At 44.4% G+C, this 19,241-nt stretch carries 18 protein-coding genes; 14 read left to right on the top strand and 4 right to left on the bottom strand.

Annotated elements, in window-relative coordinates:
- Positions 1–118 precede the first annotated feature (118 nt).
- From AOT13_RS02025 to AOT13_RS01990, 8 genes are all read left to right on the top strand, one after another.
- Positions 119–910, top strand: a complete 792-nt coding sequence (locus AOT13_RS02025; protein ID WP_013399844.1) for a 4'-phosphopantetheinyl transferase family protein — start codon at positions 119–121, stop codon at positions 908–910.
- 241 nt (positions 911–1,151) lie between these two features.
- Positions 1,152–2,804: an AraC family transcriptional regulator gene (locus AOT13_RS02020; RefSeq protein ID WP_042384796.1), complete on the top strand. Its 1,653-nt coding sequence runs from the start codon at positions 1,152–1,154 to the stop codon at positions 2,802–2,804.
- 99 nt (positions 2,805–2,903) lie between these two features.
- A complete protein-coding gene (locus tag AOT13_RS02015; RefSeq protein ID WP_003247663.1) occupies positions 2,904–3,905 on the top strand; it encodes an iron-hydroxamate ABC transporter substrate-binding protein in 1,002 nt (333 codons plus the stop codon).
- A 19-nt stretch (positions 3,906–3,924) separates the two neighbouring features.
- Positions 3,925–4,932 carry a FecCD family ABC transporter permease gene (locus AOT13_RS02010; protein WP_013399848.1) on the top strand — a complete coding sequence of 336 codons (1,008 nt, stop codon included), beginning with the start codon at positions 3,925–3,927 and terminating at the stop codon, positions 4,930–4,932.
- The gene (locus tag AOT13_RS02005; protein ID WP_042384795.1) at positions 4,925–5,947 is read left to right on the top strand and encodes a FecCD family ABC transporter permease; all 1,023 of its coding nucleotides are present in this window, start codon (positions 4,925–4,927) and stop codon (positions 5,945–5,947) included. Before AOT13_RS02010 ends, AOT13_RS02005 begins: the two co-directional genes overlap by 8 nt.
- Positions 5,948–5,989: 42 nt before the next feature.
- Entirely contained in the window at positions 5,990–6,556 is a 567-nt protein-coding gene (locus AOT13_RS02000) for a nitroreductase family protein (protein ID WP_003247669.1), read from the top strand.
- Positions 6,557–6,580: 24 nt separating this feature from the next.
- The gene (locus tag AOT13_RS01995) at positions 6,581–7,381 is read left to right on the top strand and encodes an alpha/beta hydrolase (protein ID WP_003247670.1); all 801 of its coding nucleotides are present in this window, start codon (positions 6,581–6,583) and stop codon (positions 7,379–7,381) included.
- 25 nt (positions 7,382–7,406) lie between these two features.
- Positions 7,407–8,267, top strand: coding sequence for an alpha/beta hydrolase (locus tag AOT13_RS01990; protein WP_003247671.1), 861 nt, complete (start codon positions 7,407–7,409; stop codon positions 8,265–8,267).
- 397 nt (positions 8,268–8,664) lie between these two features.
- Here the strand turns inward: AOT13_RS01990 and AOT13_RS01985 are convergent, their stop codons facing one another.
- The 4 genes from AOT13_RS01985 to AOT13_RS01970 form a co-directional block, all read right to left on the bottom strand.
- Positions 8,665–9,666 (bottom strand): FecCD family ABC transporter permease, encoded by a 1,002-nt coding sequence (locus AOT13_RS01985; RefSeq protein WP_003247672.1) that lies wholly within the window; start codon positions 9,664–9,666, stop codon positions 8,665–8,667.
- Entirely contained in the window at positions 9,663–10,673 is a 1,011-nt protein-coding gene (locus tag AOT13_RS01980; RefSeq protein WP_003247674.1) for a FecCD family ABC transporter permease, read from the bottom strand. The genes AOT13_RS01985 and AOT13_RS01980 overlap by 4 nt, the downstream gene beginning before the upstream one ends.
- A gap of 80 nt (positions 10,674–10,753) precedes the next feature.
- Positions 10,754–11,677: an iron-hydroxamate ABC transporter substrate-binding protein gene (locus AOT13_RS01975; protein WP_003247676.1), complete on the bottom strand. Its 924-nt coding sequence runs from the start codon at positions 11,675–11,677 to the stop codon at positions 10,754–10,756.
- A gap of 4 nt (positions 11,678–11,681) precedes the next feature.
- Entirely contained in the window at positions 11,682–12,473 is a 792-nt protein-coding gene (locus tag AOT13_RS01970) for an ABC transporter ATP-binding protein (RefSeq protein ID WP_003247678.1), read from the bottom strand.
- A gap of 182 nt (positions 12,474–12,655) precedes the next feature.
- Here AOT13_RS01970 and AOT13_RS01965 point away from each other — a divergent pair, with 182 nt between their 5' ends.
- The 6 genes from AOT13_RS01965 (at position 12,656) to AOT13_RS01940 (ending at position 19,234) form a co-directional block, all read left to right on the top strand.
- Entirely contained in the window at positions 12,656–13,705 is a 1,050-nt protein-coding gene (locus tag AOT13_RS01965) for an NAD(P)/FAD-dependent oxidoreductase (RefSeq protein ID WP_003247679.1), read from the top strand.
- Between the two features lie 792 nt (positions 13,706–14,497).
- Positions 14,498–15,352 (top strand): 23S ribosomal RNA methyltransferase Erm, encoded by an 855-nt coding sequence (gene erm / locus AOT13_RS01960; protein WP_003247681.1) that lies wholly within the window; start codon positions 14,498–14,500, stop codon positions 15,350–15,352.
- A gap of 28 nt (positions 15,353–15,380) precedes the next feature.
- Positions 15,381–16,256, top strand: coding sequence for a putative RNA methyltransferase (locus AOT13_RS01955; RefSeq protein ID WP_003247683.1), 876 nt, complete (start codon positions 15,381–15,383; stop codon positions 16,254–16,256).
- 162 nt (positions 16,257–16,418) lie between these two features.
- On the top strand, positions 16,419–17,168 hold the full coding sequence (locus AOT13_RS01950; protein ID WP_003247685.1) for a MerR family transcriptional regulator: 750 nt from the start codon (positions 16,419–16,421) through the stop codon (positions 17,166–17,168).
- Positions 17,169–17,457: 289 nt separating this feature from the next.
- A complete protein-coding gene (locus tag AOT13_RS01945; protein ID WP_003247687.1) occupies positions 17,458–18,663 on the top strand; it encodes a trans-sulfuration enzyme family protein in 1,206 nt (401 codons plus the stop codon).
- 121 nt (positions 18,664–18,784) lie between these two features.
- Entirely contained in the window at positions 18,785–19,234 is a 450-nt protein-coding gene (locus AOT13_RS01940; protein ID WP_003247689.1) for an SgcJ/EcaC family oxidoreductase, read from the top strand.
- Positions 19,235–19,241: the final 7 nt, after the last annotated feature.

Here is a 19,241-nt window from a genome sequence, read left to right as displayed (position 1 = left end):
TCAGCAGCAAAGCTGTTGATCTGTCATCACTTGCTTTTATCGGTTAATTCATACACACCTGTAAAAAGAATGTTTATGCCGATAAATAATGGCTAGCAGAAGAGAGGAGAATCTTTCCATGACGGAGTGGCAGGTTGTAAATTCGATCCCGCCCCTGTCGGATCATACGTGCCAAGTTTGGCTATCGAAAACAACTGATATGCAACCATGGCATGTCCGGATGCTGAATGATGAAGAAAGGAAAAGAGCGCAATCTTTCCGCAAGGATCAAGACAGAGCGCGGTTCATTGTCGGTTGTGCATTAAGTCGATTAGTATTGGCAACCCAATTGAATATGGCCCCGCATCAAGTGCCCATTGACCGCACTTGTCCCATTTGCCATGAAGCCCATGGCCGGCCGCGATTGCCTTATGGTTTTCTGCAATGGTCTGTTTCGCATTCTGGCAATATTATTCTTGTTGCCTTTACCACGGATGCGCCAGTTGGCGTCGACGTTGAATGGATGAATACCGCTTGGGATTTCGATGTCGTCAAAATGGCAGACGGGATACTCACGGAGAAGGAAATAGCACATATATTGCAAATGCCGGCAAATGACCGGATGAGGGGTTTTTTCATCTACTGGACAAGAAAGGAAGCGGTTCTTAAAGCGACAGGAGAAGGATTGAACATTCCTCCATTGAATGTGGTAGTCTCTGGGCCGCAACAAGCCCCGCGGCTGCTTGCTTTCACCGGCCGCCCGGATGGTACAGATGACGTGGCCCTGCATGATTTGGATTTAGGTTTCAACTATGTAGCTGCGCTTTCTATTTTCAGCAAAACGCAAAAAAGAATTGAGCAATATGATGCAAGTGTGCTTATGCAGCAAGGTTTCGGCTGGAAAGATTATTATATTTCACAAAAGTCTTAAGCATCTGTTAATGAAGATTCTTTCCTCCATATCAAGAACGAGGGGAACAGAGGCATGAATAAACCGGAGTCTGTTGCAGAGAATGAGAAATGCTCTGGCATTCCGGACGGTTGTGAATCGTTTACCCATTTGATATACTATATAATAATGATAATCATTATCAATATACTAATAAACAAGCCTTAAGAATAAAGTAAACATTAAAGTAGGTATAATGCGGAAATAAAGGTGGTGAAAGTATATGATTATTCATCACGAAGCGGTGAAGCAGGAAGCCAGTGACTTTTCATGGGACGTGTCGTTTCTTCGCTTGCGGGATATGCAGTTTATAAAAGGAAACGGCAATTGGCGCATGGAGCAGCAGCTTACGGTTTCTCATGTGCTTATCGTAGTGAAGAGCGGACAAGGGCGCTTGACGCTCGATCATGATGAGTATCAGCTGCGTCCAGATACCGTTTATGTGTGTGCTCCCGGAGAAACTTACGGGATCGAAGCAAAAAAAGCGAGTCAGCTGAAGCTGTTTCTCTTTAAGTTCGATGTGTTTCAGGTAACGGAACAAGGATATGAGCGGGTGCAAGGCATAAAAAAAGAGCGTTTATTCCCATTAAAAGGAGAAATTCAAATTTCCCCTGCTGGCCAGCTTGTTTCTTTGTGTGATGCGATTTACGATCACTGGCGCAGTGAAGATGGGCTGGAACGCTTTTACAGTCAATTCGCGTTTCAGGAATTGCTCTATTACATTATGAAAAACCGCCGGCTTCAGGCGAAGGAATCGCGAACATCGCTCGAATTAGCGAAAGAATATATGGAACGCTATTTTAACGAGAATTTGACGATTGAGCAGCTGGCGAGCATAGCGAATATAAGCCCTAAGTATTTTGTCGATTTGTTTAAAAAAACGTACGGGATCAGTGCCATCGACTACTTGACCGAATTGCGAATCAACAAGGCGAAACAACTCATGGCGCAGTCGGATGCGAAGCTGCGGGACATTGCCCATCAGGTCGGTTACAACGATGAATTTTATTTCAGCCGCAAATTCAAGAAAAAAGTAGGCGTCACGCCTACCGTTTATATGAAAAGCCGCCGCCGGAAAATAGCAGCCTATAAATCTCCAATTACAGGCCAATTGCTTGCGCTTAAGATTATCCCTTATGCTGCGCCGCTTCATCCGAAATGGACCGCTTATTACTATAAAATGTACCGTGCGGATATTTCCGTGCCTCTTAGCGCTTATCGCAAAAACCAACATTGGGAGTCCAACATCGAAACACTTCTCCATGCCCGCCCTGATATGGTGATTAGCACAGATGAGTTGGAGGAGAGGGAAAAAGAAATGCTGGAACAAGTTGCCCCTGTCTTTTACGTTCCGTGGCTGGAAAAGAATTGGCGGGAGCAATTGCTGCTGACGGCTGAATTTTTAGGGGAAACGAGAGAAGCAGAGCATTGGCTTGAAATATATGAACGGAAAGTAAAGTTTGCGAGAGACCAGTTAAAACGAGAAGTAGGGGATGACACTTTCTTAATCGTGCGGATCTCCAAGCAAAATTTATATGTTCATTGCAACCGCAGCATGTCTGAAGTATTTTATCATGATTTGCAGATGGTTCCTGCGTATGGCGGCGATCGTTTCATCTATGATCAGCAGATCACGCTTGACCAGCTGGCCCAAATTGACGCGGATCGCCTTCTTTTATTGGTCCGGCAAGAAGAGGAAACATTAGCGTTTTGGAAAGCATTGCAATACTCTATGCCATGGCAGGAGCTGAAGGCGGTCCGGAACAATAAAGTTTATTTGATCCCTTCCGATCCATGGGTAGAATATTCTGCATATGCGCATGACCGGATCATTGACGAGTCGTTGCGGCTTTTTTCCGGAGATTGTCCAAAATGAATTCCGGATACCGTCCATGGTCAGGAAAAAGAGCCTGTTTTATAATCATGAATGATAATCATTATCAATATAAGAAGTCGGAAGGGGGACTTAAGATCTATGATGAAAAGGAAATGGCTTTATTTTAGTCTTATTGCTTTACTCATTCTCATATTGACCGCTTGCGGCGCGAAACAATCATCTGCACCGGACAAAGCCGCGGAAGGAAATTCGGCAAGCAGCGCGGCGGAACAGGAAAAGAAAGCTGGCGCAAATGAAACAAGAACGATCCAATACCTTGGAAAGAGTTATACGGTTCCCGCCAAAGCGGAAAGAATTGTGATCACCGGCAGTATGGAAACGATGGAAGACGCGCTTGTGCTGGGAGTGAAACCGCTTGGCGGCATCACGGTCGGCGGCAAGTTTCCTGACATGTTCAAGGAAATAACAGATTCTACTGTATCGATTGGCGAAAAGGCACAGCCTAATATAGAAACGATATTAAAACTAAAACCAGATGTGATTTTCGCAACGGCAAAATTCCCGCCGGATGTCATCCAAAAATTAGAGAAAATCGCTCCGACGATTCCGGTTTCCCATATATCGACAAATTGGGAAGCAAACCTGCGCCTTCTTGCGGAATTGACAGGCAAGCAAGACGTCGCTGAGAAAGTATTGAAGGAGTATAAGGAGGAGCTCGCGGCAGCGAAAGCGAAGTTAGGCGATCGGCTGAAAGATAAAAAAGTCGTTGTGATCCGCATCAGAGGCGGCAATATCATGATTTATCGAGAAGATGTGTTTTTCAACCCTTCGCTGTACATGGATTTGGGACTGACAGCACCACAAGAGATCAAAAACGCACAAACGCAGGAAATGATCTCTCTTGAAAAATTTAGTGAAATGAATCCAGATTATATCTTTGTGCAATTCTCGGAGGATGAGAACAAGGATCAGCCTGATGCACTGAAAAACTTGCAAAACAACCCGATTTGGCAAAGCATCAATGCAGTCAAAAATAACAAAGTGTTTGTGAATGTTGTGGATCCGCTCGCACAAGGCGGTACGGCATGGAGCAAAATCCATTTCTTGAAAGCGGTTGTGGAGAAGCTTGGCAATGAATAAAACAAGGCGGTAGCATAATATGCGTTCAAAGATTGTTTCGCCAGCTTTCATACTTTGGCTCTCCCCGATTGTAGTGGTGTTTACCATCATGGCATCTATTCTATATGGAGCGAAAAATATCGATTGGGAGACGGTTTGGAATGCGATTTTCCATTTTGATCCGGGCAATGTGAACCATCAAATTGTGATGCATTCCCGGCTGCCAAGGGTGATCGGAGCGCTTCTTATCGGAGCGTTCCTAGCCATGTCAGGGGCCATCATGCAAGGAATGACAAGAAACTACCTTGCGTCCCCTTCTATTATGGGGGTTTCTGACGGCTCGGTTTTTGCCATTACACTTTGTATGATTTTGGCGCCGGGAGCCTCTTCTTTGGATATGATTATGTATTCACTGATTGGCTCGCTGTTCGCTGTGGGCATCGTCTTCGGGCTCGCGTCACTCTTGCCGAATGGAATGTCTCCGGTCCGAATGGCGATCATCGGCACCATTATCGGCACATTTCTGAGCAGCGTCTCAGCCGCCATGGCTTCCTATTTTCAAGTTTCACAAAACGTCAGTTTTTGGTACAATGCCCGGCTGCACCAGATGGATCCCGATATGATCAAACTTGCGGTGCCTTTTGCGCTGGTCGGAATCGCGCTCGCGCTCTTTATTTCCAAATCGATCACGATTCTCTCATTGGGCGAGGAAGTGTCCGTGAGCTTGGGGCAGAGAACGACGCTGGTTAAGGCAATGGCTGTCGCCAGCGTCGTCATTTTAACCGGCATTTCCGTCGCTTTGGCTGGTAATATCGGATTCGTGGGCCTGATTATTCCTCATATCACCCGGTTTTTAGTTGGGGTTGATTATCGGTGGATTATTCCTTGCGCCGGCGTTCTCGGAGCCATTTTTTTGGCACTTTCCGATATCTTCAGCAGGTTCTTGAACTATCCGTTTGAGACGCCGATCGGGGTCGTCACTTCCTTGATAGGAGTGCCTTTCTTCCTCTATTTAATTTACAAGAGAGGAGGAGGGAAACATGCTTAAAAACTCGGCGGGGCGCTATTGGACAGTGCTGCTCGTCAATTTCGGGATTGTGCTCATTGCGGTTTATGTCAGTCTGACGAATGGCGTATTTGATATGACAGTGATGGAAGTGTTAAAAACTTTGCTGCGAATCCATCCTGTTCCGGAGCATGATTTGGTCATTTTTGACTTTCGGCTGCCTCGCATTATAGTTGCCGCCCTTGTCGGGTTCGGTCTCGGCGTCGCGGGAGCCGCGATACAAGGGATAAGCAGAAACGGGCTGGCCGATCCCGGGATTTTAGGCATTAATGCGGGAGCGGGAGCTGCGATTGTCATTTTTATGTTTTTCTTTGAGGGACGAATAACAGGAAGTGGATGGTTGTCCATTTTGGCGATGCCGTTGTTTGGATGGATTGGCGGTCTGGGAACTGCTGTTCTGATTTACTTTTTTGCTTGGCGGGACGGGAGATTGGATCCCCAGCGCCTGATCTTAGTCGGGATCGCAGCAGGTTCCGGTCTCGGGGCCTTGTCTTTATACTTATCACTGAAAATGAACCCACAGGATTTCGAGATGGCGACGGTATGGTTCACAGGAAGCATTTGGAATGCCAATTGGCAATATATCACTTCCATGTTGCCATGGCTTGTTATTTTAATTCCCATTATCATCAGAAAATCGTATATTCTTGATCTGCTTCAATTAGGAGAAGAAAGTGCGAAAGGCTTGGGAGTCTCCACGGAAAAAGAAAAAAATATACTGCTTTTAACCAGCATCGGCATCGTGAGCGCGTGTGTGTCCGTATCAGGAAATATTGGGTTTGTCGGTTTGCTTGCCCCTCACATTGCCAAACGTTTAGTCGGCATTCATCATTATCGGGCGCTTCCCGTATGCGGGACTATCGGCATGCTTTTAGTCATCGTTTCCGATTTTATTGCCAAAACCGTCTTTTCCCCAGTCGAGCTGCCTGTCGGGGTTGTCATTTCCATCATTGGTATCCCTTATTTTGTGTACTTGTTGTTTAAAACGAGAGTGTAGGAAGACAAAGACCTTGTCCATAAGGTGAAATGGAGGATGGTTATGGAACTTAGCCAATTGTTGAGAGAACGCCGCTCGATTCATGTTTTCGAGGATCGCCCCGTATCTCCCGAACTTGTGATGGAACTGCTGGACACCGCCGTTTGGGTGCCCAATCACCGTATGACGCAGCCGTGGCGTTTTATTCTCACTTATGGTGAAGGACGCAGGAAGATCGCCGAGGCGGTGCGGAAAATCAAAGAGAGCAAAGAACCGGATCCAAGCAAAAAGAAAGAAGTTGGACAAAAATTTTACAATAAAATCATGTCCATTCCGATGATTTTAACTGTCCTGATGAGGGAAGATCCGAATCTGATTGTCAGGGAAGAAGATTATGCGTCGACTAGTTGCGTTATCCACAACTTTAGTTTATTGGCATGGGAGAAGGGAATCGGAATGGTGTGGGAAACATACGGATGGCTACATGAACCCATCTTCCGGGAAACAATGGGAATCCAGCCTGTGGAAAAGGTGGTAGGCAATCTTCATATCGGATATCCTGCGAAAATTCCATCTGCACAACCAAGAATTCCTGCCGCTCATTTGATCACTGTCTTTGATCAAGCCTGATTTGGGGCTAAGGAGGAGAGCGATATGAACGGCACATTAGTTACAGAGTCCTTTGCCGGGAGGGAACTCTTCATCTATCTTCCTCCCTCTTATGAAACAAGCAGAGCGGCATTCCCGGTTGTTTATGTACAGGATGGCGGTGACTTATTCGATCCTCGCCAGAATAATTCCTTGGCGCGATTAGAATGCATGTTCGCTAATGGTGAACTTGGAGAGCTTTTACTGGTTGGCATTGAGCCGAAAAACCGGTTGGATGAATATACGCCGTGGCATGCTAAAGCACTGTCCGATAAATATGCCGATTTTGGCGGACAGGGCTCCGATTATCTTTCGTTTCTTGTAGAAAAATTAAAACCTTATATTGACAGAAAATATAAGACGGATGGCCGCCGGCAACAAACGGGAATAATCGGGGCGTCGCTCGGAGGGCTGATTTCCATTTATGCTGCTTATTTGTACCCTAATGTGTTTGGAAAAATCGGTTCGATATCAGGATCGTTTTGGTACGAAGGCTTCATCGGTTTTATGCAATCGAAAAACATCGATCCCGGACTGAAAATGTATATGGATGTGGGAAGCATAGAGGGAATCGGGAAGCAGAGTATTCAGAAAGAGATGGTTTCAAAAACGAAAGAAGCCTGCACCATATTGATGAATAACGGATTGGCCAGCGAAAGATTGCGGTTTGTCCTTGAAGAAGGCGCACCGCATGGCCGCATATTTTTTTCGAAACGATTCCCTGAAGCGCTGAAATGGCTGTATTCGAACGAAACAGATCTGCCTGCGGGTGTTGGTTGTCCGCCGACAAGCATCATGCATAAATAATTAAGATGTAGAGGAGGGATCAGCGGTGGCCCACAAGAAAATGGAACAGACTTCGATGATGGTCAAGAACACTACTGTCCGCGAGTTCACCATACCGCGGACAGAACAGCGCATAATGCATTCGCGTGCTGGGAACCGCGAATATCAGATTTTTGTGGCCAAACCTGATGGCGATCCGCCTCCTTCGGGGTTTCCGGTTATCTATTTGCTAGATGCTAATGCCGTGTTCGGAACGATGGTGGAAGCGATGCGTGTGCAAGCGAACCGATCTGACAAGACGGGAGTCGTTCCAACCGTGATCGTCGGCATTGGTTATCCGACAGAAATGCCGTTTGCCCCTGCGCGTTTTTATGATTTTACTATGCCGGTGTCCGTTGACGAACTGCCTGCCAGGCCCGACGGAGCCGCATGGCCGGAATTAGGAGGGGCGGAAGCTTTCTTAACATTTATTGAAGAAGAATTAAAGCCGGAGATAGAAGGTGAGTTCCCAATTGACAGAGAGAGGCAAGCGCTCTTTGGGCATTCACTTGGCGGGCTTTTTGCGCTGTCTGTGCTTTTCACCAAGCCGGCGGCCTTCCGGACGTATATTGCGGGAAGCCCATCCATTCATTGGAACAAGCGATTTCTTCGCGAAGCGGAGCAACAATTCGTGTCCCGTTTGCAGCGAGAAACGCTAAACGTTGACGTTTTGTTGGCAGTCGGAGAATTAGAGAAAAGCCATAAAAGCCGCATAAGTAATAACGCAAAGGAGTTGGCAGAACGCCTGTCCGCTCTTGCCGATCGCGGAGTATATGTTGAGTTTGAGGAATTTAAGGGAGAAGGTCACGTATCGGTATTGCCAGCTTTAGTCAGCCGTGCCTTGCGGTTTGCCTCGAGAAGAGCATGATCATCCTATCCGGCTAGATTGAAAGTATCATCATGAATGATCTCCTTATATGCGGACAGAAAATGAAAGATACTGTTTGCTATAGGGGGATATTTTTATAAAAAAATGTAACCAAGTATTTATCCATATGAAAAGTTTAAGTCCTTTTCCCGGATGCCGGCAACCGAACAACACCGCTTCTTGGCTTATTCATGTTCGTTCAGCGGATCGTTGTTCGGTTTTGGTCGTAAAGCCAAAGTTACTGTCTCCGACAGCCGAAATATTCTTCTGATGGTTAACCAAAGATTGCCTGTATTTTTTTTGGCCCTATATCATGATGGTGTGCGTTTATATTGCAATGTGACGGTTGGACAGGACGGATGTCAAACAAGATGCCGCTGATTGCTATGGCAGAACATTATTTTCTCAGTAATAAATAAATAAAATATGGCGCGCCGATTAAAGAAACGATGATGCCTGTTGGAATACCGTCTGCTATATTGCGCCCGATGGTGTCAGCGAATAATAAAAGCCATCCGCCCATCAGAATTGCGATCGGGATAAATAGTTGGTTTCTCGGCCCTATTAATGCTTTTGCGATATGCGGAGCCATGAGGCCGATAAATGCAATTCCTCCGGTGACGGAAACGGCGGCAGCGGCTAGCGCAACAGCAGTGATCATCAATAAAATGCGCTCTTTTTGAATTTCTAATCCGACTCCGATTGCCATCGGTTCATTTAATTCTAATATATTCAACCGGTTTGCTTTGTATAATGTCAATGGTATCAGGACAATTAACCATGGAAGAATGGCTAATATAAACGGCCAATCATCACCCCATATATTTCCGGCCAGCCATTTGGCGATAAAATCTACTTTTGTCCGTTCGGCAGAGGAAATGAGCACAATCATGGCCCCAGAAAGCGCCATGGAAAATCCGACTCCGATAAGCACCAACCTTACTGGCTGAAACCCTGCGTTTCGGTTATATGATAGCAAATAAATGAAACACGCCGTCAGTAAAGCGCTAATAAAGGCGATAAGCGGAATCAAGTAAGCAAAGGAATTCGACTGTATAGGGAAAAACAAAAAGAACAACGCCACTCCAACGCCGGCGCCAGAATTAATGCCTAAAATGCCGGGATCCGCTAAATCGTTCCGAGTGATTCCTTGCAAAATAGCGCCCGACAACGCGAGGGCCATCCCGGCCAGCAGTGTGATCACAATCCGCGGCAGGCGGATGGAAAATAAAATAAATTCTTCTTTAAACGTGCCTTGGCCGAAAAGGACGGGAATCAGCCGGTCATAAGATAGGGAGGAATAACCTGTTCCCATCCCGATCACGATTGTTGCCATGATCAATATCAGTAAAATAACGAGAATCCGCCGTTGTTTTTTGATTAACGCTGATTGAATCATGAGAGTGTTTTCCCCCCTTTATGCACAATAAACAGGAAGAAAGGCAGGCCCATGATCGCAACGATTGCCGCCACTGGCGTTTCATACGGTGCGTTGATCGTCCGGCCAAGTGTATCAGCCAAAAGCGTCAAAGTCGCTCCTAAAATCGCTGACATTGGCAGGACAAAACGGTAATCCGTTCCCACCATTGCCCGAACAATATGCGGCACCATTAAACCGATGAACGTCATATTTCCGGCAAGCGCCACCGAAGCGCCAGTGAGCAGGATAATGGCAAAGAATAGGATCGTTTTTATTTGCGTCGTTTTTTGGCCTAACCCGACTGCCACTTCTTCATTGAGGCTAAGAATGGTCAGCTGTCTTGAGAAAAAAAGCGAAATAAGCATGCCGATTGCAATAAAGGGAACAATGACTTGAAGCTGACGCCAGGAAGTTCCGATAAATCCTCCTGCCGTCCACATCGACACATCTTTTGAAATTTTAAAGTAAATGCCGACTCCTTCTGAGATTGCGTATAAGAATGTGGAAACAGCAGCGCCGGCTAGCACCATTCGAAGTGGTGAAAAGCCTCCTTTTTTCATCGCGCCAATGCCGAAAACCATCATCGATCCGACAGCTGCCCCGATAAAACAGGCAATCGTGATGCTAAAATAATTGGCCGAGGGAATGAAGGCCATTGTAATGGCCAATGCTGCATTGGCGCCGGCTGTTAATCCAAGCAGGCCAGGATCAGCAAGCGGGTTTCTCGTGATCCCTTGCATAATCGCACCGGAAGTGGCTAATGCGGCTCCGACAAATACCGCAGCAATTTCACGTGGCAGGCGGAGCTCGCGAATAATTAAAATTTGTTCATTTTTTACATGGGAAGTGAGGGCAAGCCAGACATCTTTGATGGTCGTATTTGCCGCGCCTAGCACCATAGCGATCAAAAACATCCCGGCAAGCGCAAAGATGGCAACAATGAACTTATAGATAAACGGGATCGACCGTTCCGTTTTTGCCGTCATGTTTATCCTCTCTTTTCTTTTTTCTTTGGAACACTTAAACGAGGAATTCTTAATGTTTAAGAATTCCTCGTCTTTTCCGTTTACTCACCTAAAAAATGTTTTTTAAAGAAATCGAGCTGGTACTCTAGTGTGATCGGATCATTAAAATAGAACTCTTTCGCATTTGCCTCAAACACCCGGTGGTTTTTTACTGCCGGAAGGTTTTTGTATGTTTCCGTTTGCTGGAATGAAGTGTCGCCATCCGGATTTTTGCTAATGATTAAATAGTCGCCGGCGAACTGAGGCAGCGCTTCTAATGACAGTGCATAATAACCTTGTTTTAATGCCATTTCTTCCACTTTTTTAGGCATTTTTAACTTCATTTCTTGATAAAGAATTTCAGTACCTCTGCCCCAGTTATTTCCAAAAACATAAAGTTGTTTATCGAAGTTTTCGATGACAGAAACAGTGGCATTTTCGCCAATTTTCGCTTTTATTTCTTCTCCGGCTTGTTGCGCCCGTTTTTTAAAGTCATCGATCCACGCTTTCGCCTCTTTTTCTTTATTTAACAGTTTGCCGATTTCTAAAAATTGTGTTAAGTAGTCAACTTTTCCGTACGTATATGTGACAGTTGGAGCAATTTTGCTTAATTTATCGACGTTCTTTGTGTTAGACAAACCAATAATCAAATCTGGATTTAATTCTATGATTTTTTCGATATCTTCGTCAGTCACTACCTCGGCATTTTTCAGCTTGTCTTGAAAGCGAGGGTTCATTTTCGACCATTGATCGACACCAACGATATTGACGCCTAAGGCCATCACATGACCGGCGAAAGAGGACAGCACAACCACACGTTTCGGATGGGCAGGAACCTCGATTGGCCCGTTTTCGGATTGATACGTAATCGTTTCTGGTTCCTTTTCTTTTGCGGCGGAATTGTCTTTATTTTCAGTTGTCTTGCCGCCGCAAGCGCTCATTACTAGTACAATCAGCACGATGAAGGGGATCAACAGTTTTTTCATTTCTTTATTCTCCTTTCAGTAAGTGATATGTCAGGCATATCGGTTTGTTCGTCCGAGGGTCTCGCCCGATTTCGGCATCAATATGAAATACTTGTTTGAGCACATCACGTGTCATCACTTCGTCGCCGTTTCCGGCTTTCACAATTTTTCCGTCTTTCAAAGCGATAATATAATCCGCGAAACGGGCCGCTTGGTTTAAATCATGGAGAACCATGATGATCGTCCGGCCTTGTTCAACGTTCAGTTTTTGCAATAGCTCCAATACTTCAAGCTGATGGGCCATATCTAAATAGGTAGTCGGTTCATCAAGGAAAATAATGTCCGTTTCTTGGGCAAGCGCCATGGCGATCCACACACGCTGGCGTTGCCCGCCAGACAGCGAATCGACAGGGCGGTATTTAAACTCGATCGTCCCTGTTACTTCCAGCGCCCAATCAATGACTTCATAATCTTTTTTCGTTAAGTGTCCGAATCCTTTTTGGTAAGGAAAGCGGCCGTAGGAAACGAGTTCTCCGACTGTCAGCCCGCCTGGACTTTCCGGTGTTTGGGGAAGAATCGCCATCTTTCTTGCAAGGATTTTTGTATTTTCATGGAAAATTTGTTTTCCATCTAAAACGACTGTTCCTGATTGAGGCGTTATAATCCGCGTCAATGTTTTTAAGAGGGTGGATTTGCCGCAGCCATTCGGTCCGATAATGGCTGTAATTTTTTGATCAGGAATTTGGATGTTCAAATTTTTCACAATTAACTGTTCATGATAGCCAATATTTAAATCCTGCGTGTACAGGCGAACCATGGATTTCACCTCCTGTTCTTGAAAAAAACGGTTAATAACGATAATCATTATCAATGTAGTACACTATACAATGTAAAGAAATTTGTTCAGATTGTCAATAATCATATTGTAAAAGAGGAGAAAAAGAGATATATTTTATTGAGAATGATAATCGTTGATGATTGCCATGTGAGGTGAAGCCGATGGAACGGGAAGAACTGTATGATGTGACGATTATTGGCGGAGGGCCAGCAGGGCTTTACGCTGCTTTCTACAGCGGGCTGCGGAAGATGAAGACAAAGCTGATTGAATGTCAGCCGCAGTTAGGTGGGAAACTGCATGTCTATCCTGAGAAAATAATTTGGGATGTGGGAGGGCATGCGCCCATAACAGGAGAACAGTTAATGAAACAATTAGTAAAACAAGGGTTAACGTTTCATCCTACGGTCATATTAAATGAAAAGGTAGTGTCCATGAAGCGGCAGAATGATGGCATTTTTGTGTTATCGACGGCTTCCGGACAGCAGCATTTTTCAAAGACAGTAATTGTGGCGGTAGGAAGTGGCATCTTAAAGCCGAAAAAACTGGAGATAGAAGGGGCAGAAAAATTTGAGGTAACGAATTTACATTATGCGGTGAAATCATTAAAGCGCTTTAAAGATAAAACCGTGATCATTTCTGGCGGCGGCAACTCTGCTATCGATTGGGCGAATGAATTAGTGCCGATTGCCAAAAAAGTGTACTTAACCTATCGAAAAGAAGAGTTAAAAGGTCATGAATCACAAGTAACGCAGTTATTGAATAGTTCAGCCGTTTGTTATTTTAATACGTCGATTACCAAATTAATCGCCAGTGCGAATCATGAAATCATTGACCGTGTCGAGCTGACAAACCATGAAACGGGAGAAGTTATCTATTTGCCGGTGGATGAAGTGATTGTTAATCACGGTTATGAACGTGATACATCATTACTTGACAATAGTGAGTTAGATATAAAAATGGTCGATAATGATTATATTGCAGGCAATGCGAATTGTGAGTCCTCCGTCCCCGGGCTTTATGCGGCTGGTGATATTTTAAAATATGACGGAAAATTAAATTTAATCATCGGTGCTTTTCAAGACGCAGCAAATGCGGTCAACAGCGCTAAACGGTTTATTGAGCCTATGGCTGCTCCGTTTGGGATGGTTTCTTCACATAACGAAATCTTTAAAGAACAAAATAAAGAGTTCATTAAACAAATGATGAAATAAAAAACGGATTTTTTCACTGTACTTCTAGGTGTGTTTTTAGCAAGGTTACGTGAAGAGCAATCTCACAGTGCTGGATAGATGGGAGTCAGTTATCCACTTAATAAGTGTGTTTGGTTGTGTAATAGAGCCAATAATGAAAGCCTTCACGGATTACGGGGAGAGATATGCGTTCTCTGTTATTTTTTCACGGAAGCCCGCTAAGCAGAGAGAATCAAAAGATTTTAAAATTCGAAAGATGAGCCTTTTTTGCTTTAATAACAGTTTTATGGGATGAATTTTTTCCTGTTGTTTATAAGTTAATGATTATGTTATACTACTATTGATTTTTGAAAATGGAGGGTTTCCTTGTGACATTTATCAGACTTCGATCCCAAGCTTTGAACGGGTAATTGAATACGTTCAAAGGCTCTGCCTGTGTGTAGAGTAAATGGGATTGGTCTGCCTATTTTTAAGGAACCCTGTTGTTTTATAATAATGCGGAAAAATAGGGGGCGAATCTGCCCCCTTTTTTGTTTTTCTTTCAACAATATTCGATAAGGAATGTTTCTTCGTATTTTTATCCACACCGCATGCATTTGGTTTTTTTGCTGTTATTTTATGACGTGTGGGCAGGTTAAGTTAAGTATGCCATTCTTTATTGGAAGGCCAGAATTGTGACCGGGAAATGAATCATCGTTTTCTTCTGAAAATCACTGATCCTTTTTGGTTTCTTAGATAGGTCCATATTCCTTTACTGAAACACAGGCAGATCGCCTGTGTTTTTTTATTTTGTCAAAGTAATGGAGGATCTATATGAAAAAACAAAATAAACGTAATCGTAAGATTCGCAAATATATAGAGTGGCCTAATTTTTCTGGTCAACATCTTTTGCATAACAAGCGGATCATTAATGACTTAATTCAAATAGCAAATTTGACTTCTAATGACACCGTATTGGATCTTGGAGCGGGAAAAGGAGCATTGACGTTTCCGGTGGCAGAAAAAGCAGGAAAGGTTATCGCTGTAGAGTATGACCCTCGCTTTGTAGAGATTCTTAAGAAAAAAGCGGAAGCTTATCCTAATATTAAAGTTATTCAACAAGATATTTTAAAGCTTCATCTTCCTAAAGAACCTTTTATTGTCGTAGCTGGCATCCCATATGCTATTACGACGCCAATTATGAAAATGCTTCTTCATCAACCTGCTAATTCATTACAAAGAGCCGTGTTAGTGATGGAAAAAGGAGCAGCTAAGCGTTTCACTTCTTATCCCATTACGAATCCGCTTATTTTAAAGTGGCGAATGTGGTTTGATTTAGGATATGTAAGAGAAATTTCTCGTGAAAACTTTTCCCCTCCACCAAAGGTAGATTCCGCCATCTTAATCATACGGAGGAAAAAGAAACTTAGCATTCCATACAAATATCATGACAGTTTTTTAGGGTTGGCTGAATATGCTTTGAAATATCCGCAACTGCCATTGTACGAAGCGTTGAAAGGAGTGTTTACTCCTCCGCAAATAACCCGTTTGGTTCGAAATCTCGGCGTCAACCGAAATATAGCCATTTGTTTGCTGAATGAAATTCAGTGGGGGATTGTTTTCCATACGATGGTCCAGTATGTTCAACGTCCGTACTGGCCAAAAGCCAAAAAGCACAAAAATAACTAATTATTATAAAAGGTGGGGGCATTGTTAAATGAGCAAAAAAATCATATGCGCCGAACTGATCAATAAATTTGAAAAGATTTTCCAATGTCCAATTTGTTCGTCTCCTATGGGAATCGTGGACTTGAAAAGTTTAATTTGCTCTAACAACCATACTTTTGATATCGCCAAGCAGGGATATGTAAATTTGATGACTCGTTCTCTCGCATCGAGGTACGATAAAGAATTATTTGAATCACGTAAGATTATTGCTGAAAGTGGATTTTTTGAACCGTTATACAGGATGGTTAGTGAATGGATAAAAAATGACGTGCGTTTAGAGGAAGAAACGGTAAAAATACTAGACACAGGATGCGGAGAGGGATCGCATTTATCCAGGATCAAGCAGAAAATCAGTTCTCATTCCACCGGTGAAGTATTGGGAGTGGGGATTGATATAGCGAAAGAGGGTATTTTGGTAGCAGCTAAGCATCATTCAAACATGATTTGGTGCGTCGCTGATCTTGCACACAGCCCTTTTAAGAGCAACACATTTGACGTAATCCTTAACATCCTGTCGCCAGCAAACTATAAAGAATTCCAAAGACTGCTGAATGACAACGGCATCGTCATAAAAGTGGTTCCTCGAAGTGATTATCTGAAAGAACTAAGAGAAGTTTTCTTTGATGAACCAGAAAAGCAGTCTTATTCTAATCAAAAGATAGTTCGAAGATTTAATGCTAACTTTGAAACTGTGGACATGTTTCGGTTGTGTTACAGTGTTTCTTTGAGTAAAGCGCTGATTTCACCGTTGATTCGCATGACTCCTTTATCATGGTCTGCAACAGCGGAAAAGATAGAGGCATTGTTAAACATGAATTTATCCGAAATAACCATCGATCTAGATGTTTTAATTGGAAAAAAATAAGGTCATTTTGCGTTTACAGATGGCTTTGTTTAGTTAACACCGTTCGGATCTCTGAACGGTGTTATGCATATTTTGTGCATCGAATGCAATATTTTTCAAAACATATGTTGACTCTCACGTCACGTGATACTTTATAGTGAATGTTGAAGGGAGGCCGAAATGATGGCAATGAAAGTGAAAGAAGTGGCAGATTTAGTTGGCATTAGTGTGCGCACACTGCATTATTATGATGAAATCGGGCTATTAACCCCAGAGAAGACAACCGAGTCCGGTTATCGCCTTTATACAGATGATGACCTTGAGAAATTGCAACAAATCTTATTTTTCAAAGAGCTTGGCTTCCCTTTAAAAAAAGTCAAAGAAATTATCAATAGTCCTTCGTTTGATCGATATGAGGCGTTGGTGCTGCAACGAAAAATGCTGCTGGAGAAACGCAGGCGGCTTGATAAAATGATTGCTACGATTGATAAGACCATTCAGCATATGAAAGGAGAAATTCAAATGACGAACAAAGAGAAGTTTGAAGGCTTTGATTTTCGTCATAATCCATACGAACAAGAAGCCCGTAAACTCTGGGGAGATGAAGCTGTCGACAATGCGAATGCCAAATTGAGGAACATGTCTAAAGAAGAACAAGAAGCTATAGTTAAAGCAATGAATTCGATCTATCAAAAACTTGCGGCCCTTCGCCATGGCTCTCCTGAATCAGAAGAGGCGCAAGCGGCAATTAAAGAATGGTATGATTTTTTGAACAATAACTTTGGCAATTACTCGCTCGAAGCGTTCAAAGGATTAGGGCAAATGTACGTGGATGATGCACGCTTCACCAAAAACATCGACCAATTTGGGGAAGGATTAGCGAAGTTTATGCGCGATGCTATGGCAGTCTTTGCGGATAAAAACAAAAAATAATGTGAACAAAAGCAGGGGCTTGCCCTGCTTTTATTTTACATAGATGGCGCTGCCGCGGGAAGATGGGAAGAGAGCATCTTTGCAAACAACAGGGAAGGGGAAAATATACCGCCAATCCCTGACTTAATCCATCTATAACGATGGGTTTACTTTTTTTTAAGAAAAATTATATAATATGTATTAAATTCTGAAATACATTAAGGTTCTGTGAATTTTGCTGTTGATTTATGCGAGACATCATCGGCGGCATTGCCTGTTTTTATCAAGAAAAGTAAAGGAGAGAAAGCGGATGGATAAACGTGATCATCGTGAAGAGATGAATCTTGAAGGGTTACGGACGGAAACGTTGGTTATACATGGCGATGATTGGGTCATCGATGACAGAACGGTGGCTCCGGCAATTTATTACACAGCTACGTTTCGTGCCCATAATTCCCGCGAATTTGCGGAAATGGCGGGAACGCCCCGGCATCCCCGGTATTACACGCGTTACGGCAATCCAGTGCATGAGCGCGTAGCGAAGATTATGGCGGAGCTGGAAGGCACGGAAACCGCGCTTGTCACTGGTTCCGGGATGGGGGCAATCGCTACGACCATTTTGACTCTGGTCAGTGCGGGAGATCATGTGATCGCACAGACGCGGCATTATATGAGCACCGCCAAGATCATGGATGAGATGTTGCCGCGGTTTGGTGTGGAAGTGACGCTGGTCGAGCAAGCGGACATTAACGCTTTTGCGGAAGCGATACGGCCGAACACAAAGCTCATCATGGTGGAGACGCCAGCTAATCCGACTTTAGTATTGACGGATTTGGCTGCGGTGGTGGAGCTGGCGCGTCCGCGAGGGATTATCGTCGTGGCCGATAACACATTTGCGTCGCCGATCAATCAGCGGCCTCACGATTTAGGCGTCGATGTCGTTATTCACAGCGCAACAAAGTATTTAGGTGGGCACCATGATTTGACAGCTGGTGTCATCTGCACGAGCAAGGAGTTGGCGGAGCGCATTTGGCAGACGCATATTTCCATCGGTTCGGTCCTTTCGCCAATGGATGCATGGCTGTTATTGCGCGGTCTGCGTACGCTTCCGATACGAATGGAACGCATTAACGCCAACGCTTTAGCTTTGGCTGAATTTTTGGAGGAGCAGCCGCAGGTAGAGCGGGTGTATTATCCTGGTCTTCCGAGCCATCCGCAACATGAATTGGCCAAACGGCAGATGCGCGGGTTCGGGGCGGTCATTGCCTTTGCCATTAAAGGCGGTTATGAAGAAACTCAGCGGTTTGTTTCCGCGTTAAAACTGCCGCCTAACGCAGTGAGCCTGGGAGGCGTCGATTCCCTTGTGGTACATACAGCAGCGATGTGGGAAGGAGTGATGACCGAGGAGCAGATGAAAACAGCTGGGATTCCGGCCAATTTCGTGCGATTCTCGGTCGGGCTCGAACATATCGATGATCTGAAAGCAGATGTGTGGCAGGCTTTGCAGGTAGTTTAACATTTTTCCCGAAAAGTCTCCCTCCTCGAAACGCGGGGAAGGAGGGAAACTTTTGATTTTTGAAAACGAACATATGTGCTATAATAGAACCAGCTTGTCAAGAAACGAAAGGAGAATTAGTGTGAAATCTTCTGCAGCAAATGAAGTCATCGCGCTCTATCAACGGCTGTTAGATGGATGGAATGACCGCAATGCCGCTGCAATGGCGGAGCAATTTACAGAGAAGGGCGAGCTCATCGGCTTTGATGGGACCCAGGCAATTGGACGGGAGGAGATCTTTGCCCATCTTCACCCGATCTTTGAAAATCATCCCACTCCCCCATATGTGAGCAAAGTGAAAGATGTGCGTTTTCTCGCTTCTGACATTGCCATTTTACGCGCTATAGCAGGAATGGTGTCGCCTGGACAGTCAGATGTCGATCCGAAGCTCAACGCGCATCACACGCTTGTCGCAGTCAAGAACGAAGAGTGCTGGCGGATCGAGCTGTTTCAGAATACCCCGGCTCAGTTTCACGGAAGACCTGAGTTGGCCGAGCAAATGACCGAGGAATTAAGGCAGTTGCTTAAGTAAGTCTTGA

Origin of the sequence: Parageobacillus thermoglucosidasius (genome assembly GCF_001295365.1) — a bacterium.
Classification (GTDB): domain Bacteria; phylum Bacillota; class Bacilli; order Bacillales; family Anoxybacillaceae; genus Parageobacillus; species Parageobacillus thermoglucosidasius.
This window is presented reverse-complemented; position numbering and strand designations above follow the sequence as displayed.

Excerpts from the sequence above, each read along its gene's own strand:
- AOT13_RS02025 (WP_013399844.1), top strand. The coding sequence starts at position 119 with ATGACGGAGTGGCAGGTTGTAAATTCGATCCCGCCCCTGTCGGATCAT.
- AOT13_RS02020 (WP_042384796.1), top strand. The coding sequence starts at position 1,152 with ATGATTATTCATCACGAAGCGGTGAAGCAGGAAGCCAGTGACTTTTCA.
- AOT13_RS02015 (WP_003247663.1), top strand. The coding sequence starts at position 2,904 with ATGATGAAAAGGAAATGGCTTTATTTTAGTCTTATTGCTTTACTCATT.
- AOT13_RS02010 (WP_013399848.1), top strand. The coding sequence starts at position 3,925 with ATGCGTTCAAAGATTGTTTCGCCAGCTTTCATACTTTGGCTCTCCCCG.
- AOT13_RS02005 (WP_042384795.1), top strand. The coding sequence starts at position 4,925 with ATGCTTAAAAACTCGGCGGGGCGCTATTGGACAGTGCTGCTCGTCAAT.
- AOT13_RS02000 (WP_003247669.1), top strand. The coding sequence starts at position 5,990 with ATGGAACTTAGCCAATTGTTGAGAGAACGCCGCTCGATTCATGTTTTC.
- AOT13_RS01995 (WP_003247670.1), top strand. The coding sequence starts at position 6,581 with ATGAACGGCACATTAGTTACAGAGTCCTTTGCCGGGAGGGAACTCTTC.
- AOT13_RS01985 (WP_003247672.1), bottom strand. The coding sequence starts at position 9,666 with ATGATTCAATCAGCGTTAATCAAAAAACAACGGCGGATTCTCGTTATT.
- AOT13_RS01980 (WP_003247674.1), bottom strand. The coding sequence starts at position 10,673 with ATGACGGCAAAAACGGAACGGTCGATCCCGTTTATCTATAAGTTCATT.
- AOT13_RS01975 (WP_003247676.1), bottom strand. The coding sequence starts at position 11,677 with ATGAAAAAACTGTTGATCCCCTTCATCGTGCTGATTGTACTAGTAATG.
- AOT13_RS01970 (WP_003247678.1), bottom strand. The coding sequence starts at position 12,473 with ATGGTTCGCCTGTACACGCAGGATTTAAATATTGGCTATCATGAACAG.
- AOT13_RS01965 (WP_003247679.1), top strand. The coding sequence starts at position 12,656 with ATGGAACGGGAAGAACTGTATGATGTGACGATTATTGGCGGAGGGCCA.
- erm (WP_003247681.1), top strand. The coding sequence starts at position 14,498 with ATGAAAAAACAAAATAAACGTAATCGTAAGATTCGCAAATATATAGAG.
- AOT13_RS01955 (WP_003247683.1), top strand. The coding sequence starts at position 15,381 with ATGAGCAAAAAAATCATATGCGCCGAACTGATCAATAAATTTGAAAAG.
- AOT13_RS01950 (WP_003247685.1), top strand. The coding sequence starts at position 16,419 with ATGGCAATGAAAGTGAAAGAAGTGGCAGATTTAGTTGGCATTAGTGTG.
- AOT13_RS01945 (WP_003247687.1), top strand. The coding sequence starts at position 17,458 with ATGGATAAACGTGATCATCGTGAAGAGATGAATCTTGAAGGGTTACGG.